Source organism: Sphingomonas sp. Leaf231 (genome assembly GCF_001421995.1).
GTDB lineage: Bacteria > Pseudomonadota > Alphaproteobacteria > Sphingomonadales > Sphingomonadaceae > Sphingomonas.
In genome coordinates this window covers 393790-418927 of record NZ_LMLS01000005.1, presented here as the reverse complement: position 1 = coordinate 418927, position 25138 = coordinate 393790, and the positions used below count along the sequence as shown (strand labels likewise).

The window sequence follows — 25138 nt, the reverse complement described above, 5'->3', positions numbered from 1 at the left end:
CAAAAACGACATAAAAATGGGAGGATTATCATGTTCATGCTGATGAATGCGCGCCTGCTCGCCTCGAGCGCCGCGCTGGCGATTACCGTCGCCGCGACCACCGCCGCCGCGCAGACCGCGCCCGAGCCGGGCACCACGCCGCCATCCGGCGACGCGCCCGCCGCCTCCGACGAGATCGTCGTGACCGGCATCCGCCAGAGCCTGAGCAGCGCACAGAACATCAAGCAGAATTCCGACGCGATCGTCGATGCGCTGGTCGCGGAGGACATCGGCAAATTCCCCGACAACAACGCGTCGGAGGCGATCGCGCGGATCACCGGCGTGCAGGTGACGCGCTATCTCGACGAGGCGAACGGCGTGCTGATCCGCGGGCTGCCCAACGTCCAGACGACCGTCAACGGCCGCGAAATCTTCACCGCCGACGGTCGCTCGGTCGCGATCCAGGACTTTCCGGCGCAGGCGGTGGCGCGCGTCGACGTGTTCAAGGCGGTGACCGCGCAGAATCTGGAAGGCGGAATCGCCGGGCTGCTCGACGTCGGGCTGCGCCGGCCGTTCGACTTCAAGGGCTTTGAGCTCGCGGGCGCGATGCGCGGCGTCTATAACGACCAGAGCCGCAAGCTCGACCCAATCGGCAGCCTGCTGGTCAGCGACCGCTGGCAGACCGGGGTCGGCGAGATCGGCGCGCTGCTCAACGTCTCGTTCACGCAGACGCGCTACCTCAATTCGGTCCGTTATCAGGGCTTCCAGGACAATGTGCCTGCCGCGCAGGCGATCCTGCCCGCCTCGGTGGGACGCGACTTCACCTTCCCGCAGGACATCGGGCTGTTCTACGGGCGCGGCACGCGGCAGCGGCCGTCGGTCAACGGCTCGCTGCAATGGCAGCCGACCGACAATCTGATGATCTATGCCGACGGGCTGTGGCAGGCATATCGCAACAAGAGCGCCAACGACTTCTTCGGCGTGCCGATCCAGTCGAGCACCACCGGCGGCACGCCGCCGACGATCCGCAACGCGGTGCTGACCCCGGACGGCACGACGCTCGAATCGTTCGATATCGACCTCGGCATCGTCAACGGCCCGACCAAGGAATTCGGCGACAGCAGCACCGACACCTATCAGGGCGCGTTGGGCGCGAAATGGGAGGTCGGCAATGCGGTCTTCACCACCGATCTGGCCTATACGCGCTCGGTGGTGAGCAACACCTTCGGGCGTTTCGAGACGCAGACCGTGTCGCCGCTATCGCTGGCGGTGCGGCTCAACGACCAGCGCAGCGTCAACTTCACGCCGAGCGGGGTCGACTTCGCCAACCCCGACAGCTTCTACGTGCGCGGCGTCTATGACGAGCGGCGGCGTTCGGAAGGCAGCCAGTGGCAGTGGCAGGGCAATGCGCTGATCGACACCGGCTCCACACTGTTCCCCAAGTTCCGGCTCGGCGTGCGCTATGCCGATCGCAACGCGCGGTCGCAGTTCGGCGGCCGCTATGCCGGGCTGTCGGGGCTTCGGGACGTGATCAGCAAGGTGCCGACCGTGTCGCAGGGCGGGATCATCGAAGCCGGTTTCCGCGGCGACGATGTCCAGCAGTTCCGCAGCTGGTACGCGCCCGACGCCTATCTGTTCAACGACAAGCTCAACGACGTGCGCGGCCATGTCCGCGACGGCCTCACCCGGCTCAACGCCGATCCCGGCACGCAGGCCGCGTGGGCGTCGGACGAGCCGCGTTACGACTCGCTGGCGTCGTTCCGCGCGCGCGAGCAGGTGTTCTCGGGCTATGCGCAGCTCGACTATGGATTCGACGTCGGCTTCCCGATCGACGGCGTGATCGGCACGCGCGTCGTCATCACGCGCAACGGCCTCGACGGCACCAACTCGCTGCCGATCCCCGGCAGCAACCAGACGCAGCTCGTCCCGATCGACTCCTCGACGCAATATGTCGACGTGCTGCCAAACATCAGCGCGCAGCTGCATTTCACCGACCGGCTCAAGCTGCGGCTGTCGCGCACCGAGGCGCTGACCCGCCCCGGCTTCAACCAGATCAACCCGACGCTGACGATCACGCAGGGGACGATCGGCGGCAACATCTCGTACACCGGCAATGGCGGCAATCCCGACCTGCAGCCGATCCGCTCGAACAATTACGACGCATCGCTCGAATATTATTTCTCGCGCACCGGATCAGTGTCAGTCGCCGGTTTCTACCGTGAGATCGAGGGGTTTATCAATTCGCTGCCGCAGGTCGTCAACGTCCAGCCGTTCGGCAACATCCTCGTCTACCGCCCGTCGAACTCCAGCTCGGGGACGATCAAGGGAATCGAGGCGGCGGCGACGACCTTCTTCGACTTCTTGCCCGGCGCGCTGCGCGGGCTCGGCGCGCAGGCGAACTTCACCTATATCGACGGCGAGCAGGTCGTCCCCGCCGCCGCCAATTTCGCGGGTGGACGCAACACCCTGCCCGGCGTGTCCAAGTACAGCTTCAACGTGATCGGGCTTTACGAGCTGGGGCCGGCGAGCGTGCGGCTCGCCTATAATTACCGCAGCGCCAACGTCGACGGCTTTGGCGCGCCCGGCGTGTTCACCACCGTCTATTCGGACGCGGTCGGGCGGCTCGATCTCTCGGCGAGCTATAACGTCAACGACAATATCACGCTGACCGTCGACGCCACCAACCTGCTGCGCACGCCGTACCACAGCTACGTCAAGGACCCGCGCTATCCGCGCGACGTGCGCTGGGAGGCCAGCCTCCTGTCGGCGGGCGTGCGCTTCCGGTTTTAGGGCGATCCCCGTCAGGCCTCGCGGGACCGATGGTTATTATTGTTGATCCGGTCCACTACGTCGCCCCGAACCTGATGACGAGATCGGGCAGGTCATCCGTGAATTTCGACCGGCCCCACGAACCATAACGACCCGGCGGATCGACCGTCCGGCAATCGAAAGGCGACGGTTGGATTGCAAATCAGGGCTCGCCCGTCCCCTGCTGGTGCTCGCGGCAACCGTCGCACTGACGGATCCGGCGCCGGCAGCCGCACCTGCGGTCCCGGCGTATTGGGTCGTGCCGCCAGTGCTGGCATCGGGGACGCGGCTGCCGGTTCCGACCGGGCTCATTGCCACATGGCGCGCAGACGGGCGGGCGGTGAGCGGCGGCGTCCTCACCAACCGCAGCGCGGCAGAGCGCGTCGCCCGGCTCGAGGGCACACTGACGCAGGCGGACGGGACGACCGCCACCAAGCGCTTCACCGTTCGGCTGCTCGGCAAGAACGTGCGCCGGCTCCAGGCCTATGCGCGCACCCCAACAGCGCGCATGACGCGAACCAGCCGACGGTCGCGCGCAGCGTGCATCTTGCCCTGAGTGCCGCCGACGGCCGCATGACGCCGCTCAACGACGATTACGGGGTGCTGTTCGCACGCGGCGATTACGTCGGGGTCGATCCGGTGGCGTTGCGCGGCGTCGCCGATCCGTCGCTTTTCAATTTCGCTGACGGCGCGCTAGGAGTGATTGCGACGCGGGTCGATATGGAGGGCAAACCCGATCCCGCCGCGACCGCGACGGTCATCTTCCGCAGCGATCCCGCGCGGCTGGCCGAATTCGAGGAATTGGGCACGCTCGACCTGCGCAGTGCCGATGGCGTCGCGCGGCCGCGCGCGGTGTGGGACAGCGCCACGCGCCGCTATCTCGTGTCATGGACCGATCGCAATGCGCAGCCTCGCTGGACAACGGTCGCCGATCTGGCGCGGACGGAGTGGCAAGCCGCGAAGTGGCAGCCGGATAACGGCGGCCGACGCCGGCGGATCGTCTCGCCCGGAAACGTCGGCGACGCACGGATTGGGGCGGTGGTGACCACCGCCGACGACACGCTGGCGATCAGCGGCGAAGCCGCGACCGCGCTCACCCGGCGCTTCGGCCGCGTCGTCAACACCAGTGCGACGGTCACGCCGCAGAAGATCGCAGCGGGAAGCAGCGCCAATCTCGACAGCGTAGGGGGCACCAGCGGTTCTCCGGCTATACAATACCGTTGCGGCTACGATAGATAGCGATGTCTCTAACGCGCTGCCGCACGAGTGGCGTGCGCTTGGGCGGTGAGCACCAGTTCGGCGGCGAGCAGTGCGCCGTCCTGATCCTGCGCCACCGATGTGCGCTCCACGAGATCGTTGATGAACTGCGGCCCGAACGGCAACGGCACAGCCGAACAGTCGAGATAGCGCGCACCCTTGCGATCCGCGACGAACAAGTGGTTTCCACCCTGGCGGCCCGCGATGTCGACGTACTTTCGCAGTTCGATATAACCCTCCGTCCCAAGGATGAAGAGCCGGCCGTCGCCCCACGTCGGCAGCCCGTCCGGCGTGAACCAGTCGACGCGGACGTAGCCGGTGCCGCCATCGCCATTGAGGACCATGTCACCGAAATCCTCGAACGCGGGATGCGCCGGATTGCCGAAATTGCCGGTCTGCGATGCGACCACATGCGCGCGCTTGCTGCCGGTGAGATAAACGAATTGATCCGCCTGATGGCTGCCTACGTCGGTCAGGATGCCGCCGTTGCGCGCGGGGTCCCAGAACCATTCGGGGCGATTGGGTGCCGACAGGCGGTGTGGCGCGAGATTGATGGTCTGGATCACCCGGCCGATCGCGCCATCATGGACCATCTGTCCCGCCATCACCGCGGCGGGCACCTCCAGCCGTTCGGAATACATGATCCCGTATTTGCGACCGGTCTCCTTGATCGTGCGCCGGACATCGACGAGTTGTTCGAGGGTCGTGACCGCCGCCTTGTCGCTGAAGTAGTCCTTGCCCGCCTTCATCACGCGGATGCCAAGGGGAGCGCGCAGATGAGGAATGGCGGCGCTGCACACCAGCTTGATCGCACGGTTCGACAGGATCTCCTCCTCGCTGCGCGCGAGCACCGCACCCGGATAACGCTGTCGGAAGGTAGCGATCTGCGCCGGATCGGTCGCGAAGAAGCTGACCAGCAGGCCACCACCACGGATCATCGCATCGGTCATGCCGTAGATGTGATTGTGATCCATACCGATCACCGCGAAGGGCAGCCTGTGCCTGGCCTCCGGTACCGGCTTCGCCACGGCGGTTTCAGTCGGTGCATCGCCACGGGTGGCCGATTGGCCGAGCGCTTCGCCGGCAAAGCCGGCAAGTCCGGCACCCAGCCCGATGCCCAATAACGTACGGCGATCCGAATCGATCATCATCGGCTCCTCTCAGATTTTCACCAGCGACGAAGGCCACGTCATGGCCGTTCCGCGATCCATCGCCTGCTCGCCCAGCAACGAGGCCACGCTCGCATTGTACGCCTGGTATAGCAGCCCCGGCAGTGGCCGTCCCGACCGCACCGCCTTGCCGAACCCCTCAAACTGGAGCATCGTCTCGTCATATTGGCCCCAGCCCAGCGACTCGCCGGGAGTGGTGACGGGAAGTTCGGGGAACCATGTCGCGCCACCGATCGGGACCGCGCGCTTGTGCCCGCGCTGCACGTCGGCCTGCATCCGCTGCAAGGCGAGCGATCGTGGCGGCACCTCCTGATAGATACGGCCGAGTTCGGGCTCGATCGTCCCTTTGCTTCCCTGGATCTGCTCCTCGCAACCGTAGCGCGCGTTGTTGAGCAGCGACGTATAGATGACTTTGCGGCCGCCAGCGTATTCGTAGATCAACGCCACGTGGTCGTAGACCTCCCGACCATCCTTCCAATAGCAGATGCTGCCGGACCCGATCACCCGCGACGGCACCGCATCCATGAACCAGTTCCCCACCTGGAGCTGGTGCGTCGCCAGTTCGGTCATCAACCCGGCGGAGCTTTCCCGATACAGCCGCCAGTTGATGCGGCGGTCGTCGCTGTCGTCCGGCACCTTGCGCCGCCAGCTGTTGTTGCGGTGCCAACTGGCGCGGACCTGCGTGATCGTGCCGATTTCTCCCGCCCTCACCCGCCGCAGGGCGTTGAGGTACGTCGGGTGGAACATCCGCTGATGGCCGACCTGCAGGACCTTGCCGCTGTCCTGCGCGCGCTGCACCATCGCGCTGCAATCCGCGATCGTGCGCGCCATCGCTTTCTCGCACCACACATGCAGACCGGCGTCGATGGCGTCGATCGTGTGCCGTGCATGCAGGTGCAGCGGCGTGGCGATCACCACCGCATCCAGTCCGCCGGTATCCAGCATCGCGCGATGATCGGCGAAGGATGGTGTTCCCGCCGCAACCCACTGCCGGGCCTTGGCGAGGTTGGCGGCGTAACTGTCGCAGATCGCCACGACGGTGCAATTGCGGGTCTTGGCGATGTTCTGGATCAGCGTGCGGCCACGGTCACCCGTTCCGATCACCCCCAGCCGCACCTTGTCGCCGACCGCGCGCTCGGTACCCGCCGCGATCGCTGCCCAGGGTGCGGCGGCAGACATCGTCGCGCCGGCGGTCGCCATCAACACGCGATCAAGGAACGACCGGCGCGTCACATCGAAATCTTCCTTCATCATCGAACGGGCGTCCTGAACGGCGCGGAGGGCGCAAGGTCGAACAGCAAGCGGCGGCGACCGTCGCAAAGCTGCGCCGCCCGCGCGTCGTCCGCCACGATCAGCGCCGTGCTGAGCATTTCCGCGGACGATCCGAGGCGATCAATCACCACGGCGCAGCGGGGAGCGGTGACCGCCCCCTCACCGGGTCGGATCATCGCGGCACGCTCCGGCGCGAGAACGTTTGTCCCCACGCTTGCGGAAACGGACAGGGCTTCGTCGACGAGCTCGATCTCTACCAGTGTCGACGCGTCGACACGGGGGTCGGGAATGGCGAACGGCCATGCGCCGCCTAGCGGATGCTCGCCAATCACCGCGATCGAGCTCTCTCCGGCAGAGAGCAAGGCGCAGTCCACGCCGGCGTCGCGCAACGCGGCTACCGCGTGGTCGAGCGCAAATCCCTTTCCCATACCGCCGAAGTCCAGCGCCATCGGGGTCGAGCATTCGATGCGCGCAGCCCGTGCGTCGAACCGCACGTGCCCCCATCCCGAACCCGGCAGGCGCAGGTCGGCGACAGGATCGAACATGCCGCGGGTCAGCTCTTGCGCGGTGTGGATGCGGGTCAACGCGTCGAGCAGAATCGGATCATCGATCGGTGATCGCCGTCCGGCAAGCAGCGCATCGTTGAGCGTCGTCGCGGCGGACGGGCGATGGATCGTCAGCGCATCGTCGACCGCCTCGATCGCGGCGCGTGCCCGCGACAGGGCATCGGCATCACCTCCACCAAAGCGATGCAGTTCGATCCGCGTCCCCATGGCCGGAAAGCACTCCACGCCGGTGGCGGGCTTCGCCGGAGCAGCCTGGATCAGCGTGGACGCACGTGTCAGGATCTTACCTCCCAACCCGGCTGGTACGCGACCGACCACAATTTCAGCGCCTCGGCGCTGTCGGGCTTGCCGGTGCCCGGATCGATCGTCAGCACGCTGTCGGTCCGATAGGCCATGTTGCCGAGGTGGCACAGCGTGGTGCTGATATGCCCCTCCGCAATCGGCGACGCGAGTGCGCTCGCCCGGCCCCGTATCACGTCTACCAGATTTCGTGCGTGATAGATATCCAGCGCCCCCTCTCCGACCGTCCCGGTCGTCTCCGAAGCGGCAGCCGCCTTCACCGTCCGGATCGGTTTGCCCCCGAGGTCGAAGAGTTCGAAGCCATTGCGGTCGACCACCGCCGATCCCTTCGTCCCGAGCAGCAGCACCCCCCGTCCGCGGCCATGGGTCAGTTGCGCGTTGCAGCTTTGCCCGTTCCAGCGGATCGCGCGCCCGTCATCGTAGAGTAGCTCGAGCGCGAGGGTGTCGTACATTTCCCAATCGTCGCCCTTGTGGAAGTGTCGCGCGCCACGTGCCGTCACGCTTCGGGGATAAGCCAATCCCATCAGCCAGCGAGCGACGTCGAGTTCGTGCATCGCGTTGTTGCAGATTTCGCCGGTGCCGTATTTCCAGAACCAGTGCCAATTATAGTGAACCAGATTCGAGCGGTACGGCCCGCGCGGACGTGGCCCCTGCCACATGTCCCAATTCAGGTTCGCAGGCGGTGCGACTTCCCTGCCCTTGCCGATCGACGCACGATTGTTGGCGTACCACGTTTGTGCCTCGTACACGTCGCCCAAGGCGCCGTCACGGATCAGTGTCGCCAGCTGTCGCGTCTCCACGCTCGACCTTTGCTGGTTGCCGACCTGTAGCTGCCGTCCGGTACGACGCTGCACCGCGATCAGTGCCTCGCCCTCCGCCGGAGCGATGCCGATCGGCTTCTCGATATAGCAGTGCCGGCCAGCATCCATCGCATCGATCGCCACCTTCGCGTGCCAGTGATCGGGCGTGGCGACGGTGACGATGTCCACCGCCCTGCGATCGAGCAGGCGGCGATAGTCAACCTCGGTCCGGATGCCCGCGTGTCCTGCGGCGGCAAACGCGCCTGCGCGCTTGGCGAGTACGTCGGCATCGACATCGACCAGATGCGTCACGGTGACGTTCGGCTGTTTTGCAAAGGTGCTCATATGCGCCTGGCCACGTCCGTTCACGCCGACGACCGCCACGTGCAATCGATCGTTCGCCCCCTTGATGCGCGCGTAGCTGCGCGCGCTGACCGCGATACCCACAGCCGCACCAGCGCCCGTCATCATCGCACGACGATCGATCATCGACTTGCCTCCGTCGCCAGTTCGCGAATCTTGATCGACCTGAACTCGACCCGGTCGCCGTGGTCCTGCAGCAGGATCGGGCCTTTTTCGCGCTCCCCGAATGCGGTCAGTTTCGCAAATTTGCTTTGCGCTACGAGCGCACGGAAGCCCGGCGAGCCACGTTCATATTCGATCATCTTGAAACCGTTCAGCCAGTGTTCGACGTGTTTGCCGCGGCTGAGGATCGTGGCGCGGTTCCACTCGCCCGGCGGGTTGATCCGCTTGCCCGGACTGGCCGGGTCGGAAAGGTTGCGGGCCGGGATCAGGTCGTACAGCGACCCGAGCGTGCGATTGCCGTCGCGGCCCTGCTTCGCGTCCGGGTGGCGGGCATCATCGAGCAACTGGTATTCCAGGCCGATGGCCGAACCCGAGCCCGTCGATAACCGCGGATCGACGTAATATTTGATCCCGCTGTTCGCACCTTCGCCAAGCCGAAAGTCGACCGACAGTTCGAAATCGCGGTACTCGCGGGTGGTCACGATGTCGCCGGCGTTGGCCGCTTGCGCGCCGCCGGAGCCTTCGATGGCGAGGACGCCGCTTGTCGCCGTCCAGCCTTTCGCGGGAAAACCTGCGCTCTTCGCGCTGGTCCAGCCGCGCGTCGTACGACCGTCCCACAGGAGTTTCCACCCGGCACGCCGCTCGCCCTCCGACAGGCGGTTGGGCAGCCATCCCTGCTGCTCGATCCCGGTTTCCGGCAGCGCGAAGCGTCCTGGTCGGTCGGCGATCATCCGCACGTTGCGAAAACGTGCCTCAGGACGGCGATCTGCATCCGCATCGGGAATGGCGTGGACCTGAAAGGCGACGAAGCCGCGCGCATCGGCATCGTCGACGACGTCGGCGGCCGGCACGCCGTTCACCCATGTCCGTAGGCGATTGCCGATCGCTTCCACACGATAGTGGTTCCAGTCACCCGATCGGAAGGTGCGCCGCGCGGCTTCGTTGCGACCGAGCGTGTGTAGCCACTGGCGGCGCTGCTCGTCGTAAATCCCGCCGCTCCACGCCCGTTTCGTCGGATCGATCTCCGCCTGATAGCCGAAGACGACGCCGCCGCGATAATCGGGCCGGCTCTGCCCCCGAATCATCACCCCGGAGTTGAGCACCGGATCGGTCCGCGCATCGAACTCGATAATGAAGTCGCCGAAACGTTCGTCGGAGACCAGCCAGCTATTCGCCTTGCCGCGTTCTGCCCGGCCGACCAATTCACCGTTCACGACCGTGTACGACGCGTTACCGCCGGTCTTGTGCCAACCCGCCAGTCCGGCACGTGGCGTGACGTCCCGCCACGGTGCCGGTGCGTCGCTTGCCCGGCCGACGCCGGCGACCGAGACCGCCAACACCAGCGCCGTCAACGTTCTGACCCCCACGAGCATCCTCCCTGCGACCGTTGGACACACCATTGTCATGGTATGTCTTCGTCGAAATCCTTGTACGTGGATGCTTCCGGCACCTCTAGGCTGCCGAGGCTAGACGGTGGTCAGGCCACTGGCAACACGGACGTCGGACACGGCCCGGCTTCGCGAAGTCGACACGCGGTTCACGAACCCCGCACGAGCCGCTATGTCGCGCGGTCGATGCGACCTCTCCTGCTTTCCTTCGCCGCCACGATGTTCACGATCGCACCTGCGTGTGCAGAGACGGTCCTGTTTATCGGTAATAGCTTCACGTTTGGTGCCAATTCACCGGTCCGCGCCTTGAACGCCGATCGTGTAATCGACCTGAATAACGAACGGATCGGCGGGGTGCCGGGCTTGTTCAAACGGTTTACCGAACAGGCCGGACTCGACTGGCAAGTGTCGTTGGAAACCGCCCCCGGCCGCACGTTGGGGTGGCATCTCGCCGAACGACGCGGCGCGATCGACCGGCCATGGGATCATGTGGTGCTGCAGGAATATAGCACGCTCGATCCCGGAAAGCCTGGTGACGGCACTGCGACGATCGCCGACGTCCGCCGGATCGCCGATGTATTGCGCAGCAAGAACCGGGAGGTCCGGATCACGGTCAACGCGACGTGGACCCGCCCCGATCTGGTGTTCTTGTCAGACAAGCAGTGGTCCGGAACCCCCGTTCAGGCGATGGCGAACGACCTGCGCCGAGTCGCGGATCAAGCGGCCGCGCGGGTGCATGGCACCGTCGCGCCGGTCGGGCAGGCGTTCACGTGCGCGATCCGCAACGGGACGGCGGATGCCAACCCGTACGACGGGGTCGATTACACGCGTGTGCCGTTGTGGTCTTACGATAACTACCATGCCAGCAGCTACGGCTATTATCTTGAAGCTCTGGTCATTTTCGCACGCGTGACCGGGGTGGACCCGTTGACACTGGGCCCCGGCGAAGACGCAGCGGAGGAGCTCGGCCTTTCCGAAGCGGAGGCGACGGCGCTGCAACAGGCGGCACACGATGCCATCGCGAGCAATGGCGGCTGCGGCCGGTGACCGTGCGCTTCATCGGCGAGACATCGAAGCCGGGTAAGACCGGCAGCGTACCAGGTTCAGACGAGATCAGCTTATCAGCCACCGCTACAGCCGCAACCGGCGGTCCCATCGAAACGCGAAGGTCATCGCCTTCACCCTGTTCCTGACGTTCATCGCGATGGTGAGCGTAATCCTGTGCGCGATCGCACTGAAAGCCGGCTAGACGCCGCCGTCGCGGATCGTTTCCATCGCGACGAATGTCGAGGTGCTCGCGACGTGTGGTAGCGCGGAGATCCGTTCGCCGAGCACCTCGCGGTAGCGGCGGATGTCCGCTGTGCGCACCTTCAGCAGATAATCGAAACTGCTGGCGATCATGTGGCATTCCTCCACCTCGGGGATGCGCAGCACGGCGCGGCGAAACTCCTCTAGCGCCGCTTCCCGGGTGTCGGACAACTTCACCTCCGTGAAGGCGACATGATCCAGTCCCAGCAGGGCCGGATCGACCACCGCCCGGAAGCCCAGGATGTAGCCGCCATCGATCAGGCGGCGCAGGCGCACCTGACAGGGCGTCTTGGACAGCCCGACACGGCGGGCAAGCTCGGTCATCGACAGACGGCCCTCGGCACGCAAAACCTCGATGATGCGGCGATCGAACACGTCGATCGAACTGTCCGCGGCGCTTTTACCCTCTGTTCGCTTCGTCATGCAGCCGTAAATAACAGCGAATGGCGGGATCGTGGCGCAAAAACGGTCAGATCGTCGGAACAGCATCAACTATGGTGAAGCGACGAGAGAGGATCCGCGCCATGACCGCCACCCTGCCCCCCTTTGCCTGCTTCGCGCCCCCGGTCCGTCCGCAGAGCGCGTTGCGGCAGGCGATCACCGCCGCCTACCGTCGAAGTGAGCCCGAGTGTCTGGCACCGCTCCTCGATGCGGCGTCTTTGCCCGAAGCGGTGCGCACGGCGTCCACGGCGACTGCCACCGCGTTGGTCACTGCGCTGCGTGCCAAGCACAAGGGCACCGGCGTCGAAGGGCTGGTGCAGGAATATGCGCTGTCTAGTCAGGAGGGCGTGGCGTTGATGTGCCTTGCCGAAGCGCTGCTGCGCATTCCCGATACCGCGACCCGCGACGCGTTGATCCGCGACAAGATCGCGGGCGGCGACTGGCGGAGTCACGTCGGAGACGGTCGGTCGCTGTTTGTCAACGCCGCCAGCTGGGGACTGGTCGTGACCGGCAAACTGACCGGCAGCGTAAACGACAGCGGGCTGAACGCGGCGCTGACCCGCTTGATCGCGCGCGCCGGCGAACCGGTGATCCGCCGCGGCGTCGATATGGCGATGCGGATGATGGGCGAGCAATTCGTGACGGGCGAGACCATCGCCGAGGCATTGAAGCGCGCCCGGCCGCTGGAAGCGCGCGGATTTAGCTACAGCTATGATATGCTGGGCGAAGCGGCGACCACCGCTGCTGACGCCGACCGATATTATCGCGATTACGAGGAAGCCGTCGAGGCGATCGGCATCGCCTCCGCCGGGCGCGGCATCTACGCAGGGCCGGGCATCTCGATCAAGCTGTCGGCGTTACACCCGCGCTACGTCCGGGCGCAGGCCGGGCGCGTGATGGCCGAGTTGCTGCCGAAGGTTAAGGCACTCGCGCTGCTCGCCAAACGACACGACATCGGCCTGAACATCGATGCGGAGGAGGCGGACCGGCTGGAATTGTCGCTCGACCTGCTCGAAGGGCTGGCCACCGATACCGATCTGTCGGGCTGGGACGGCCTCGGCTTCGTGGTGCAGGCCTATGGCAAACGCTGCCCGTTCGTCATCGACTGGATCGTCGATCTGGCACGCCGGGCCGGGCGACGCATCATGGTGCGGCTGGTCAAGGGCGCGTATTGGGACGCCGAGATCAAGCGCGCGCAGGTCGATGGCTTACCCGACTTCCCGGTCTATACTCGAAAGATCCATACCGACGTCGCGTACATCGCTTGCGCGCGCAAGCTGCTGGCGGCGCGTGATGCGGTGTTCCCGCAATTCGCGACGCACAATGCGCAGACGTTGTCGGCGATCTATCATCTCGCCGGCGATAACTTCACGGTCGGCGACTATGAATTCCAATGCCTGCACGGCATGGGCGAACCGCTGTACGACGAGGTGGTCGGCGCAGCGAAGCTCGACCGCCCTTGCCGTATCTACGCGCCGGTCGGAACGCACGAGACGCTGCTGGCGTATCTGGTCCGACGATTGCTGGAGAATGGCGCCAACTCGTCGTTCGTGAACCGCATCGCCGATCCCGAGGTCTCGATCGCCGATCTGGTCGCCGATCCGGCCGAGGCGGTGCGGCGCATGGCGGTGCCGGGGCAGAAGAACCCGCAGATCGCGCTGCCGGGTGACCTGTATGGTGCGCGCGCCAACTCCGCCGGGCTGGATCTGAGCGACGAGAACGTGCTGTGGTCCGTCAGCCAGACGATGGCGGCGCAGGGGCCGTGGACAGCAGGGTCGGCGGGCGTGGAACGCGCGGTGCCTAACCCCGCGGACCACCGCGACCAGGTGGGCGTGGTTCGCGAGATGACCGTCGGGGACGCGCTTCTCGCCGCCCGGACCGCCCGTTCGGCAGCGGAGCAATGGGCCCGGGTGCCCGCGGCAGATCGCGCTCGCACCCTCGATCGCGCCGCCGACGCGATGCAGGCCCGTATGCCGCAGTTGCTGGCGCTTATTGTCCGCGAAGCGGGCAAGTCGCTCCCCAACGCGATTGCGGAAGTGCGCGAAGCCATCGACTTCCTGCGCTATTATGCCGAGCAGGCGCGGTCCACGCTGGGGAACGGCCACCGGCCCCTGGGCGTGGTCACCTGCATCAGCCCATGGAACTTCCCGCTGGCGATCTTCACCGGGCAGGTTGCCGCCGCGCTGGTCGCGGGCAATGCGGTGCTTGCCAAGCCGGCTGAGGAAACGCCGCTGATCGCCGCGCAGGGCGTAGCGATCCTGCACGAGGCCGGCGTGCCGGCCGACGTGCTGCATCTGGTGGTTGGTGATGGTGCCATCGGCGCGGCGCTGGTCGCCGCACCCGAGACGATGGCGGTGATGTTCACCGGCTCGACCGAAGTCGCACGGCTTATCCAGAAGGAATTGGCCAGGCGACTGCTTCCCGGTGGTGCGCCGATCCCGTTCATCGCGGAGACCGGCGGACAGAATGCGATGATCGTCGATTCCTCTGCACTCGCCGAGCAGGTGGTGGCGGACGTCATCGCTTCCGCATTCGACAGCGCGGGTCAGCGGTGTTCGGCCTTGCGCATCCTGTGCCTTCAGGAGGAGATCGCCGATCGCACGCTGGCGATGATCCGCGGCGCGCTGCACGAATTGTCGATCGGGCGTACCGACACGCTGGCGACCGACATCGGGCCGGTCATCACCGCCGAAGCGAAGGAGACGATCGAGAAGCACATTGCGAAGATGCGTGCCGCGGGGCACCGCGTCGAGCAGGTGGAGCCGATGGGTGACACCGCACATGGCACGTTCGTGCCCCCCACGATTGTAGAGTTGCGCGACATCGCCGAACTCGAGCGTGAGGTATTCGGGCCGGTCCTACACATCGTGCGTTTCCGCCGCAGCGAACTCGATCGGCTGATCGATCGCATCAATGCCACCGGCTACGGCCTGACGTTTGGGTTGCACACACGCCTTGACGAGACGATCGCGCACGTCACCAGCCGGGTGAAGGCCGGCAACCTTTACATCAACCGCAACGTCATCGGCGCGGTGGTCGGCGTGCAGCCGTTCGGAGGGCGCGGCCTGTCCGGAACCGGGCCGAAGGCGGGGGGGCCGCTCTACCTCGGGCGACTGGTCGCGGGTGCCGAGCTGCCGCTGCCCGTCGTGTCCGACCACGCCGATCCGGCGGCGCGCGATCTGGCGGTGTTCCTGGAGGATCGCGGCGAGCCGGAACTGGCGGCACGCGTCCGCGCGGCGATCGCCGCTTCGATGGTCGGCGCAGAGCTGGAACTGACCGGCCCGGTGGGCGAGCGCAACCTCTACGCGCTTCACCCGCGTGGGCGCATCCTGCTGCTGCCGCAGACTCGTGCGGGGTTGCTGGAACAGCTTGGTGCGGCACTGGCAGCGGGAAACGACGTAGTCGTGGGTGATGCAGCGATGTTGAAAGAAACGGTGGCGGCGTTGCCGGCGGCGATCGGCGCACGCGTGCATGTCGCATCCGACTGGCGGCGAGAGGGCGGTTATGCGGGCGCGCTGATCGAGGGCGATGCGGTGCGCATGACCGAGGCATTGACCGCATTGGCCGATTTGCCGGGAGCGATCGTGCTCCCGCAGGCGGCATCGTCCGGGTACCGGCTCGACTGGCTGGTCGAGGAGGTATCGACTTCGATCAACACGACCGCGGCCGGAGGAAATGCGAGCTTGATGAGCCTGAATTGATCAGCCGCATCGTTGCGGGGTTGCCCGTTCGACGGTGCAGCCTCACAAGCACTTGAGGTACAACATAACATTACATAGTGGGTGCGTGTCGATGGCGTTCTACGCCGACGACGCGTCCACCACGTGAGATTGTACCTGATGCCGGCTCCTCTACGCTCCCTTGCCGTGATGGTGTCGCTGGCGACGACGCCCGCGCCCGCACAATCGCCCGTCGACCTGCCCCCGGCGTTGCCGTGGAGCGGCGCGAGCGAGCGCCTGATCGCCAAGTCTGACGACCCGTGGATCACGCCGGCCGAAACCGCGGCGTTCCGCACGACGCCTCGTTATGCCGAAGTGCGCGCGTGGCTGGAGCGGCTGGATGAGGCTTCGCCGCTGATTTCGCTGGAGCGGTTCGGACGGACCGGCGAAGGGCGGGACATGCTGATGGTTCGCGCGCGCAAGGGTGCGGCGGGCAAGCCGGTGGTGCTGGTGCAGGCCGGCATCCACGCCGGAGAGATCGACGGCAAGGACGCCGGGTTGATGCTGCTGCGCGATATCGCCCTGCGGGGTAAGGACGACCTGCTCGACAAGGTCGATCTGGTCTTCGTGCCGGTCTACAATATCGATGGCCACGAACGGATGAGCGCGTGGAACTTCGTCCATCTGCGCGGTCCGGCTGAAAAGGGGCATGGCGCCAACGCCCGCGATATCGACCTGAACCGTGACTACGCAAAGGCCGATGCGCCGGAAACGCGCGCGATGATCGGGCTGCTGCGGACGCTCGATCCGATACTCTATGTCGATTGTCACGTCAGCGAAGGCTTCGACATGCAATATGACGTCACCTTCACCTATGCCGGCTGGGGCCGCTATGCGCGGCATCGTGCGACCGCCGGCTGGCTGGAGGATCGCTTCGGCCCGGCGGTGAGCAAGGCGTTGACCGCGGCGGGCCACCTTCCGAGCGTCTATCCGTCGCCCATCGACAGCCGCGAACCGACGCGCGGCATCCGCTTCAGCCCTGAAGGACCGCGCTATTCGACCGGTTATGGCGACTTTATCGGTGTGCCGACCGTGCTGGTCGAGAACCACATGCTCAAGCCCTATCGCCAACGGGTGCTAGGCACCTACGTGCTGATCGAAGCTGCGCTCCGTGTCGCTGGCCGCGATGCCGCGCCGATCGCCGCCGCCAAGGCGGCCGATCGCGCCAGCCGTCCCGCTACCCTGCTTACGCGCTGGACCCCTCTCGAACAGCCGACCGGCTGGATCGAGCGGTTCAAGGGCGTAGCGTTCGATACCTACAGGTCGCCGGCGTCGGGACGGCTGGAGCAACGCTGGAACGGTCGCGGGGTGACGTTCCGGATGCCGATCATCGGCCAACGTCCGGTCGAAACGGTAAAGCTCCCCGTCGCGTGGTGGGTACCGGCGGGGCAGACCGAGGTACTCGACCGGCTGCGGCTGCACGGAATCGTGTTCGAGGCGATCACGGCACCGCGAACCATGCGGGTCGACGAGATCCGGCTGATCGATCCGAAGCTCGGGCAACCCGGCGAAGGCCGCTACCCCGTGGAGGCGTCGTTCTCGCACCAACCGGTGGAGCGCGTCATTGCTGCCGGTTCCGTGCGCGTCCCGGCCGATCAGTCGAACGGCCTGCTCGCCGCGGCGCTGCTCGAACCGGAGAGCCGGGACTCTTTCCTTGCCTGGGGTTTCTTCCCGGAGATGCTGGCCGCGCCGCCCAGCACCGACGCGTTCGTACTCGCCGCATTGGGGGACCGCCTGTTGGCCACCGATCCGGTTGTACGTGCCGCGTTCGAGAAGCGGCTCGGCGACGACCTCGCCTTCGCGGCCGATCCCGCCGCGCGGCTCGCATGGCTGTATGCCCGTGCAGGCCCCGGTCATACCCACCACCTAACCTATCCGATCCTGCGGGAAGCGGCGAACACCGGCGCGCCGTGACCGGGCCGCCGGGCCGACGGTGAAGGGCGCCTACCATCGTTCTGGTTTGGAACGGCAATCCGCCTCGGCCGTATATCCCTGGTCTTGTACGAAGGAATCCCATGGCGCTTACCCCCCGCCTTTCGGGGCAGGTTGCCGCCCGCGCCCATCATTCACGTGCCGCCGCGCTGTTGCAGAAGGCGGCCCCCTTCTTCGCCATTGGTGAAGTATCGGGTGGACCGTTGCTGCTGGCGTCGATCGCGGCGTTGTTGATCGTCAACTCACCGCTGGGGCATGATTTCGAGCGTCTGTGGGATACACCGCTGCGCTTCAGCTACGGTGCGCTCGCTATCGCGCGACCGCTGGCCGAGTGGGTGAACGATGCGCTGATGCCGCTGTTCTTCCTCATCATCGGTACCGAAGTGAAGCGCGAGTTCAGCAAGGGATCGCTGGCGACGATCCGCACCGCCATACTGCCGGTGGCCGGCGCGATCGGTGGGCTGGTCGTGCCGATCGGCGTCTACCTGGCCTTCAACTATGGTACGCCGACCCAGCACGGCTGGGGCGTCGTCGCAGCGATGGACACCGCGTTCAGTCTGGCGATCGTGGCGATGTTCACGACGCGGCTGCCCGCCGCCGTCCGCGCGATCCTGCTCGCGTTCGCCGCGATCGACGATATTTTCGGGCTGCTGGTGATCGCGGTGGCTTATACTGCGGCGCTCGACTGGCTCTACCTGCTGGGTGCCGGCATCGCCTATGTCGCGATCATCGCGCTGCTGCGGCTCGGCTGGGTGTCCTCGATCGCCTATGTGCTGCTGGGCGGCGCGGTGTGGGTCGGCGTGGTCGGGTCGGGCATCCATCCGACGATCGCTGGCGTAGCGATCGGCCTCCTGCTGCCCACCACCTCACGCCTGTCGGAGCGTCGGTTCGCTGAGCGGGTGCAGCGCCCCGTCGATCGTTTGCGGGAGGCGCAGGAAGCAGCCGAGCGTACCGACGATGAAGCGGTTGCGGAACGCGAGCGCGAACAGGCGCAGAGCCAGCTCGGCTATATTCACGAAATGGCGGCCGCGACCGACGAAGCGGCTGAACGGCTGGTCCGCATCCTGACACCATGGGTGTCGTATCTGGTGCTGCCGCTGTTCGCGCTGTCGAATGTGCGCATTCATCTGTCTGGGGAATTGATCGGCGATGCGCTGCACTCGCCGCTGGCGCTGGGCATCGTCGCCGGATTGGTCATCGGCAAGCCGGTCGGTTTCTTCGCCGCCGCCTGGATTGCCACGGCCGTGGGCGCCGCCAGACTACCCGACGGGGTGACGTGGCGAATGATCGTCGGAGTCGGCGGCGTCGCCGGGATCGGCTTCACGATTTCGCTGTTCATCGCCGAACTGGCGTTCGCCGGATCGGAAGGAACGGAGATGGCGGCGCTGGCGATACTGGCAGCCTCGCTGGTGTCGGGAATGTTGGGCTACGCCGTATTGTGGAGCGCCGCCGCGCCGCACGCCGCCAAGGAGTGATCGGCGCAGCGCCGGCCCGCTACCGAACCATCAGGGTAGCTGGCGACACGTTCCAGCCCGACAGCGTCAGGCGCGGCGACCCGCTGTTCTTCGCGGGATAGCGGACCTTGAGAACTCGGCGTTCGCCCCGCAGCAACGACACGTAATTGTCGTCGTAAAAGGCGGGAAGGATACGCTTGCCAGCCTCGTCGACCAGCGTCAGCTTCGCATTCAGGGCCGGCACATCGCCGTCGTTGGCGAGCGTCACTTGCACGACGCGGTCCGCTCCCTCGGCCCCACCATCGCTCGCGCTGGCGGTCAGGGTAACCGGTGCGAGCGTGTTCAATGCGCGATAGGCATCCTCGTCACGCCCCCGCCAGTAGAAATTGTCTGACATCACCTGTCCCCCGGGACCGAGCAGCGCCAGTTTGACCAGCACCATCGGCGTGGTCCTGAACACATCAGCCAACGGGACGGCGGCGAGCGGGGTGGCGCGATTGGCCAGCGCATCGACCGGCGTGTCGCGCGCGAACAGCTCACGGTTGTCCAGTCCGACCACTCGCACCCGTGCGGTCAGCCCGCGCGCGTCGGCCTGCGTCGTGTTAAGCACCACCAGTTCGTTGCCCGGCAGGTTCAATTGGACATGCAGCGGCTCGACCGCCTTCTTGGCACCGTAATAAGCGGCATGGGTGTCATAATCCCACGAGTAGATCTGCCACGCGTTCGAAGGCCATGCCGGATGGGTCATCCACAGCAATCGGCCCGAGTTCTTCGTCCAGAGGTGACCCAGGAACCCCTCGTACATCGCCTTGTGCGTTTCCAGGTTCATCATCTGCGCCTTGCGCTCGAAATCGGCGAAGCTGGTGCCCGGCCCATACATCCGGCCCAGCGCGGCCATGAACGTCTTGGTGTCGCCGTTGCCGCCGAAATGCCAGTCGTGATAGGCCAGCACGTCGCCCAGCGGCCAGCGGTCGCCGGCGGGTACGTAGCTGGCGACGGACTCGGCGGTCGACAGCGACGGCGTGCCGGTCTCGACCGAGAACCCGGTGGCGAGATCGGTGAAATAGCCGGCGGGTGGGCGGTAATTGTACGGCCCGGATCCCTGCAGGTTCACGACGTTGGAGCTGCCGGTGAACCAGCGCGTTCCGTCCAGGTCGAACACTGCCTTGGCGAGGCCTTCGTTGAGCGTCGGATAGGGCACGCCCTCGTTCCGGCCGAACCACATGATGATCGACGGATGGTTGCGATAACGCGCGATCGTGTCGCGGGCATTGGCCAAGAACAACGCGGCGTCGTCGGGTTCGACCTGGAAATTCTGGGTCGATTGCCAGAAGTCGTTCATCACCATCATGCCGTTTTCATCGGCGAGGTCGAAGAACTCCTCTTCGTTGTTGTTGCCCATCCAGTTACGGATGATGTTCATATGCGCCTCGCGCTGAAGGCGAAAGTACGGCGCGAGCCGGTCGTAACTGACGCGCTTCATCGCGTCGTCCATCCCCCAGTTTCCGCCCCGCGCGGCGATCCGCACGCCGTTGACGCGTATCGTCAGGTGCGGTTCCGGCAAGGTCTCGGTGATCGGCGTGACCGCGCGCGAGCGCTCGCCCGCCGGAGTAAGCGATTCCGCCCACCCCGTAGGCGTCTGTTTGATCGCCGCGTGCCGCACGTCGATCAACGGCGTGCCGGCCAGGCCGCCATCGGTGGTCTGCACGTTCACGCGCCGCAGCGCACCGGCGGCATCGAACAGCGACAGGTCGTAGCTGACCTCGCGAATGCCGAAGCGCCCGGTCTTCCGATCGGATGATCCGCGCGCGTCGGCCACCTCGTACGTGACGTCGTACAGGTGCGGATCGCCATAGCCGTTGGGCCACCACAGTTTCGGATTGGCGACCGTCAATTGCCGGAACTCTGCCGGGGTGAAGGCGACGGCGCTGCACCCGGACGGCGCATTCACCTGCTTTTCGGCCGTGACGCCGCCGAATGCGACGCGCACGGTAACCGGCGTAGCTGGACCAGCATTCTCGAGCGGCACGGTGATATGGACGTCGGCACGATCGGTACGCGGCAGGGGCAGGTCCGTGATAACGTGCGGATCACCGATGCGCACCGCGCCGCTCGCGAGGAGTTCGACCGGACGCCACAGCCCGGTGTTGCGATCACGCACGCCGGGGATCCAGTCCCACCCCTCCGTCGCGACGAAGGTGGGGCCGTCGATCGCCAACTGTCCGCCGTTCTCGCCAACGCCTGCACTCACCGATTGTTCGTGCGGAATGCCGGGGTGCGGTGGCGGTGACACGCGGACCGCGACCACATTCTCTCCCGCGACCGGCGTGTAATCGAACTGCCCACGGATGAACGCGCCGCGCGTCTCGCCCAGCCGCTTTCCGTTCGCCCAGATCTCCGCGGCATAGTTGATGCCGCCGAACACCAGCATCAGCCGTTTGCCCGCAGCTTCGGCCGGGATCGTGAACCGGGTGCGATACCAATAAGCCTGTTGCGACAGGCGCTCCGGGATCTTGAGATTGTTCAGGCCGTAATATGGGTCGGGATATACGCCACGATCGACCAGCGTCTGCAACACCGTGCCCGGCACCGTCGCCGCGCGCCACGTGCCATCCGGCGTTCCGGTGCGCGACAGCGCCGCGCCATCGCCCCGCACGTCCGGTGCGGCCGCGAGCATCCATCCGTTTACCTGCCACCGATCGGGGCCGCGCGGCTGCATGACAGGCATCTCCGCCACCGGCTTTGCGACCGGGGCCGTATAAGCGTCGTCGCGCGTGCGCGGCAGCGTCCAGGCGTCCTGCTGCGTGGTCAGGCCGATGTTCGCCTGCTTCTGAAACGGCCAGCCGACGCCGACTTCGGTCATCTGCACCAGGGCGACGTCGGGTCGTGACCTCGCGATCGCCGCGAGACGGCGTGCGTCGAGCGCACCACCCTCCACATGTGCGTCGATCAGCCGTCCGCCGAAATGCACCGCGCCTGTCACCACCGGCGCGATCGCGATCTGCGGAACGACTGCCGTCGCCGGCGCACGCCCTCCGCCGACCCGTCGACCATCGAGATATAGCATCGCCCGTGTGCCATCGGAGACCGCGGCAAGATGATGCCAGCCCTTCGTAACGGCAGCGCCGCGGATCAGCGCGGCACCGTCCCGCAGAGCGAGCTGCCCGTCGTCGAGCACCAACGCGCGCGACATCGCCGCATCGCCGACCCGCACCAGCGTCACTTCGCCTTTGTCCACGTGATCGACCTCGACCCAGGTTGCGATCGTATAGGACGCACCTGCCGCAACCAGCGCGGCGGCGCGTTCCAGCGGCCTGTCGATGCCGATGCCGCCAGACAGTACATGTGCATTATAAGGGCCGGCGTTGCCGATCTCTTGCGCGGCCACGGGAATGGAGGCCAGCATCGTGCCGGTCAGCAGCATGGCGGCGGACGTGATCGTTGCGCGCATCATCTTCGATCCTTCGACTGTCATCATCATGCCGCGTCACTGATCCGGCGCTGCGCCGGTGTGTCGGCGGGGAGCAGCAGATGCCCGAAGGCTAGCAGCGCAGCCCCTATCGCCGGTGAGTCCGCGGCAAGGGCGGCGGTGCAAATGGGAGCAAGAACGGGAACGTGGCCGCCGTCACGCTGCACCAGCGCGCTGGTGGCATGACCCAGTTGTTCGATCAGTGCGACCGGCAGCCGTCCTCCGATCAGCACCGCACCCGGATTGAGCAGGCAACTGACCGCGATCAACGGCTGGACCAGCGCCTGAGCGGCGGACGCCACCCACTCCCCTGTCACCGCCGTGATCCGCGCGTCGTTCATGTCGAGCGCGTGAATCGAATGCGCCTCCACCCCGGCTTCGACCAGGGCACGCGTCAGACCCGCCAGCGACACGATCTCCTGCAGGGGCCGGCGCCGCCCCTCCCGGTCTTCGACCGTCAGAAACCCGATCTCACCGCTGCGCCCGTCTGCGCCGCGATCGTACAGCGAGTTGACCACGACCCCGCCGCCGAGGCCGAAGGTAATCAGCAGATAGAAGAAGCTGGCGTATTGCTGCCCCAGTCCGAACTGCATTTCCCCGATCGCCGCCGCAGCGGCATCGTTTTCCACGATCACCGGCAAGGAAAGCGGCTCCGCAAACAGGGATGCAACGTCGTACGTCGACCAGCGGTCATAATCCCTCGGGCGGCCCGGCAAGTCGATGCGGCCCAGATCGTCGGGCAGCGCCACTCCGATCCCGCTCAACGCCGACGCAGCGATCCCGCCACATCGCAGCAGTTCGTCGACGTGCCCGCGATAGAAGCGCTGCACGTCCTCCGGGCTTGGGAACGCCGCTTCGTGACTGATCCTTGCACGCACCCGGCCCTCGAAGTCGACCGCCACCATGGTCAGGTGATCCCGGTCGATGTTGACCCCGATCGCGAAGGCTCCGCCGGCGTTGACGATAAGCCGGGTCGCCGGTTGGCCACGGGTGCCACGTCGCTGCCCTGCGCGTTCGAGCAATCCGTTGTCGAGCAGGCGATTGGTGATGTTCGTGATCGTCGCCGGGGTCAGCCCGGTGACCTCGGCGATCTCCGCACGGGTCGCCGGGCCGGCGACGCGGATCGCGTGCAGCACGACACGCTGGTTGTGCTGTCCGGCATGTTCGATGTTCGCGCCGATCAGGCGGGATTGGGACGCGATCGTCATGCCTGTCCTTCGTGCACGCGCGCCAGGAAGGCGGCATGTGGTTCCGCATGCGCCAGGGTCGCCTCGATCGCTGCACGCATCCGCGTCAGGCTGTCGCGCAGATCCGCGTCGGAAACCTGATCGGCCATCGGGGACCGACGCGCCGGCAGATCGCCGAAACCCGCATACATGCTCAACCAGCTTGCGTCCTGGAACGTGTCCCACTCGCGCCGCACGAACTCGCCCGCCGCTCGCCAAGCGTCGAGCTTGGCCTGCAATCCGTCGGTCAGAGAAATTGCGCGCACGTGATCCCAGAATGGTTCGCCGATCCGCGCGTTGCCGCTGTAGTGCAGAAGCAGGAAGTCCCGGATACGCTCGAATTCCAGTACGGACTGGCGGTTGTAGGTGTCGGCCAGCCGCGGATCGAACCCACGATCCGGGAACAGCGGCATCAACCTCTCCAGCCCGGACTGGATCAGCGTGATGCTGGTGGATTCCAGCGGTTCGAGGAAGCCCGTCGACAGCCCCAGGCCGACGACATTGCGATCCCAGAAGCGGGCGCGATGCCCGGCGGTGAAGCGGATGCGGTTCGGCTGCGCCAGCGGTTCGCCCTCCAGTGCCGAAAGCAATACGTCTTCCGCCCCGGCATCGTCGATGAAGTCGGAGCAATAGACATGGCCGTTGCCGACGCGATGGCGCAGCGGGATGTGCCAACGCCACCCGGCCTTCGTCGCGGTCGCGGTGGTGAACGGGCGATGCACCTGCGCGGCCTTGCACGGGATCGCGATGGCGCGGTCGCATGGCAGCCATCGGCGCCAGTCGACGAACGGAACGCCCAGCGCCTCGCCCAGCAACAGGCTGCGGAACCCCGAGCAATCGATCCACAGATCCCCGGCCAGCTGCGTGCCGTCGTCCAAGGCGACGGCGGTGACGTGACCGCTCTCGCCATCGCGACGGACGTCGATGATCCGCGCATCGTAGTGCGCCACCCCATTGGCCAGCGCCAGTCGCCGCAGCAGCGCAGCGAACTTCGATGCATCGAAGTGGACCGCAAAGTTGAAGACGCCCAGATCGTTGGCGGGTCGTTCGACCGGCGGCAGGAACAGCCCGCGTTCGGCAAGCTGCGTCGCCAGGCAATAGGTCGCAAGCGGTGTCTCATCGCCCGCGGCACGCCGCTTCAGCCAGTAATGATGGAAGGCGACACCGCGCGCCGCGACGCCGTACAGGCCGAACGGATGGAAGAAGTCATGCCCCTCGTGCTTCCAGCCCGCGAAGCGGATGCCGTATTTGATCGTGGCCTCGGTTTCGCGCAGTACGTCCGCTTCACCGAGTTCGACCGCCGAGAAGAAATCGCGGATGGCCGGCACGGTCGCTTCCCCCACGCCGACCGTGCCGATCGCGGAGCTTTCGACCACCGTGATCGACAGCCGCAGGTGCGCCAGCCGCCTGGCAAGAAACGTCGCGGCCATCCAGCCGGCCGTTCCGCCGCCGACGATCACGATCGAGCGTATCGGTTCCTGTGTCATGCTTCGCCCCCACCCCGCCGTGGCATCTGCCCGAAGAC

16 protein-coding genes are annotated in these 25138 nt (G+C 66.2%); 7 read left to right on the top strand and 9 right to left on the bottom strand.

What is annotated here, in order from left to right:
- The first annotated feature begins 30 nt into the window (after positions 1 to 30).
- From ASE95_RS16290 to ASE95_RS16280, 3 genes are all read left to right on the top strand, one after another.
- Complete coding sequence (locus ASE95_RS16290; protein WP_082450212.1) at positions 31 to 2769, top strand: TonB-dependent receptor; 2739 nt, start codon at positions 31 to 33, stop codon at positions 2767 to 2769.
- 358 nt (positions 2770 to 3127) lie between these two features.
- Positions 3128 to 3343 (top strand): hypothetical protein, encoded by a 216-nt coding sequence (locus ASE95_RS17820; protein ID WP_156348092.1) that lies wholly within the window; start codon positions 3128 to 3130, stop codon positions 3341 to 3343.
- Positions 3328 to 4026, top strand: a complete 699-nt coding sequence (locus tag ASE95_RS16280; protein ID WP_162234719.1) for a hypothetical protein — start codon at positions 3328 to 3330, stop codon at positions 4024 to 4026. Before ASE95_RS17820 ends, ASE95_RS16280 begins: the two co-directional genes overlap by 16 nt.
- An 8-nt stretch (positions 4027 to 4034) precedes the next feature.
- Here the strand turns inward: ASE95_RS16280 and ASE95_RS16275 are convergent, their stop codons facing one another.
- The 5 genes from ASE95_RS16275 to ASE95_RS16255 are packed head-to-tail and all read right to left on the bottom strand — an operon-like array spanning position 4035 to position 10043.
- Positions 4035 to 5192, bottom strand: coding sequence for a Gfo/Idh/MocA family protein (locus ASE95_RS16275; protein ID WP_056638807.1), 1158 nt, complete (start codon positions 5190 to 5192; stop codon positions 4035 to 4037).
- Between the two features lie 12 nt (positions 5193 to 5204).
- Complete coding sequence (locus ASE95_RS16270) at positions 5205 to 6467, bottom strand: Gfo/Idh/MocA family protein (protein WP_056638625.1); 1263 nt, start codon at positions 6465 to 6467, stop codon at positions 5205 to 5207.
- On the bottom strand, positions 6464 to 7345 hold the full coding sequence (locus tag ASE95_RS16265; RefSeq protein ID WP_056638622.1) for an FAD:protein FMN transferase: 882 nt from the start codon (positions 7343 to 7345) through the stop codon (positions 6464 to 6466). The genes ASE95_RS16270 and ASE95_RS16265 overlap by 4 nt, the downstream gene beginning before the upstream one ends.
- The gene (locus ASE95_RS16260) at positions 7327 to 8640 is read right to left on the bottom strand and encodes a Gfo/Idh/MocA family protein (RefSeq protein ID WP_056638619.1); all 1314 of its coding nucleotides are present in this window, start codon (positions 8638 to 8640) and stop codon (positions 7327 to 7329) included. The genes ASE95_RS16265 and ASE95_RS16260 overlap by 19 nt, the downstream gene beginning before the upstream one ends.
- Positions 8637 to 10043 (bottom strand): 3-keto-disaccharide hydrolase, encoded by a 1407-nt coding sequence (locus ASE95_RS16255; RefSeq protein WP_235528370.1) that lies wholly within the window; start codon positions 10041 to 10043, stop codon positions 8637 to 8639. Before ASE95_RS16255 ends, ASE95_RS16260 begins: the two co-directional genes overlap by 4 nt.
- Positions 10044 to 10250: 207 nt before the next feature.
- Between ASE95_RS16255 and ASE95_RS16250 the strand changes: the two genes are divergently transcribed.
- The gene (locus ASE95_RS16250) at positions 10251 to 11111 is read left to right on the top strand and encodes a hypothetical protein (protein ID WP_056638616.1); all 861 of its coding nucleotides are present in this window, start codon (positions 10251 to 10253) and stop codon (positions 11109 to 11111) included.
- Between the two features lie 198 nt (positions 11112 to 11309).
- Here ASE95_RS16250 and ASE95_RS16245 read toward each other — a convergent pair whose 3' ends face one another.
- Positions 11310 to 11795: an Lrp/AsnC family transcriptional regulator gene (locus ASE95_RS16245; RefSeq protein ID WP_056638613.1), complete on the bottom strand. Its 486-nt coding sequence runs from the start codon at positions 11793 to 11795 to the stop codon at positions 11310 to 11312.
- A 101-nt stretch (positions 11796 to 11896) separates the two neighbouring features.
- Here ASE95_RS16245 and putA point away from each other — a divergent pair, with 101 nt between their 5' ends.
- The 3 genes from putA to nhaA all read left to right on the top strand — a co-directional run bounded on the left by putA (position 11897) and on the right by nhaA (position 18939).
- A complete protein-coding gene (gene putA / locus ASE95_RS16240; RefSeq protein ID WP_235528369.1) occupies positions 11897 to 15514 on the top strand; it encodes a trifunctional transcriptional regulator/proline dehydrogenase/L-glutamate gamma-semialdehyde dehydrogenase in 3618 nt (1205 codons plus the stop codon).
- 138 nt (positions 15515 to 15652) lie between these two features.
- The gene (locus ASE95_RS16235; RefSeq protein ID WP_056638606.1) at positions 15653 to 17446 is read left to right on the top strand and encodes a M14 family metallopeptidase; all 1794 of its coding nucleotides are present in this window, start codon (positions 15653 to 15655) and stop codon (positions 17444 to 17446) included.
- A 101-nt stretch (positions 17447 to 17547) separates the two neighbouring features.
- Positions 17548 to 18939: a Na+/H+ antiporter NhaA gene (gene nhaA / locus ASE95_RS16230; RefSeq protein WP_056638603.1), complete on the top strand. Its 1392-nt coding sequence runs from the start codon at positions 17548 to 17550 to the stop codon at positions 18937 to 18939.
- A gap of 19 nt (positions 18940 to 18958) precedes the next feature.
- Here the strand turns inward: nhaA and ASE95_RS16225 are convergent, their stop codons facing one another.
- From ASE95_RS16225 to ASE95_RS16215, 3 genes are read right to left on the bottom strand one after another with little or no spacing between them, the layout of a single operon-like run.
- Entirely contained in the window at positions 18959 to 22369 is a 3411-nt protein-coding gene (locus ASE95_RS16225; protein WP_056638800.1) for a glycoside hydrolase family 2, read from the bottom strand.
- 26 nt (positions 22370 to 22395) lie between these two features.
- Positions 22396 to 23595 carry an ROK family transcriptional regulator gene (locus tag ASE95_RS16220; RefSeq protein ID WP_056638600.1) on the bottom strand — a complete coding sequence of 400 codons (1200 nt, stop codon included), beginning with the start codon at positions 23593 to 23595 and terminating at the stop codon, positions 22396 to 22398.
- Complete coding sequence (locus ASE95_RS16215; protein ID WP_056638597.1) at positions 23592 to 25100, bottom strand: tryptophan halogenase family protein; 1509 nt, start codon at positions 25098 to 25100, stop codon at positions 23592 to 23594. Before ASE95_RS16215 ends, ASE95_RS16220 begins: the two co-directional genes overlap by 4 nt.
- Positions 25101 to 25138: the final 38 nt, after the last annotated feature.

Excerpts from the sequence above, each read along its gene's own strand:
- ASE95_RS16290 (WP_082450212.1), top strand. The coding sequence starts at position 31 with ATGTTCATGCTGATGAATGCGCGCCTGCTCGCCTCGAGCGCCGCGCTG.
- ASE95_RS16275 (WP_056638807.1), bottom strand. The coding sequence starts at position 5,192 with ATGATCGATTCGGATCGCCGTACGTTATTGGGCATCGGGCTGGGTGCC.
- ASE95_RS16270 (WP_056638625.1), bottom strand. The coding sequence starts at position 6,467 with ATGATGAAGGAAGATTTCGATGTGACGCGCCGGTCGTTCCTTGATCGC.
- ASE95_RS16260 (WP_056638619.1), bottom strand. The coding sequence starts at position 8,640 with ATGATCGATCGTCGTGCGATGATGACGGGCGCTGGTGCGGCTGTGGGT.
- ASE95_RS16250 (WP_056638616.1), top strand. The coding sequence starts at position 10,251 with ATGCGACCTCTCCTGCTTTCCTTCGCCGCCACGATGTTCACGATCGCA.
- ASE95_RS16245 (WP_056638613.1), bottom strand. The coding sequence starts at position 11,795 with ATGACGAAGCGAACAGAGGGTAAAAGCGCCGCGGACAGTTCGATCGAC.
- putA (WP_235528369.1), top strand. The coding sequence starts at position 11,897 with ATGACCGCCACCCTGCCCCCCTTTGCCTGCTTCGCGCCCCCGGTCCGT.
- ASE95_RS16235 (WP_056638606.1), top strand. The coding sequence starts at position 15,653 with ATGCCGGCTCCTCTACGCTCCCTTGCCGTGATGGTGTCGCTGGCGACG.
- nhaA (WP_056638603.1), top strand. The coding sequence starts at position 17,548 with ATGGCGCTTACCCCCCGCCTTTCGGGGCAGGTTGCCGCCCGCGCCCAT.
- ASE95_RS16225 (WP_056638800.1), bottom strand. The coding sequence starts at position 22,369 with ATGCGCGCAACGATCACGTCCGCCGCCATGCTGCTGACCGGCACGATG.
- ASE95_RS16220 (WP_056638600.1), bottom strand. The coding sequence starts at position 23,595 with ATGACGATCGCGTCCCAATCCCGCCTGATCGGCGCGAACATCGAACAT.
- ASE95_RS16215 (WP_056638597.1), bottom strand. The coding sequence starts at position 25,100 with ATGACACAGGAACCGATACGCTCGATCGTGATCGTCGGCGGCGGAACG.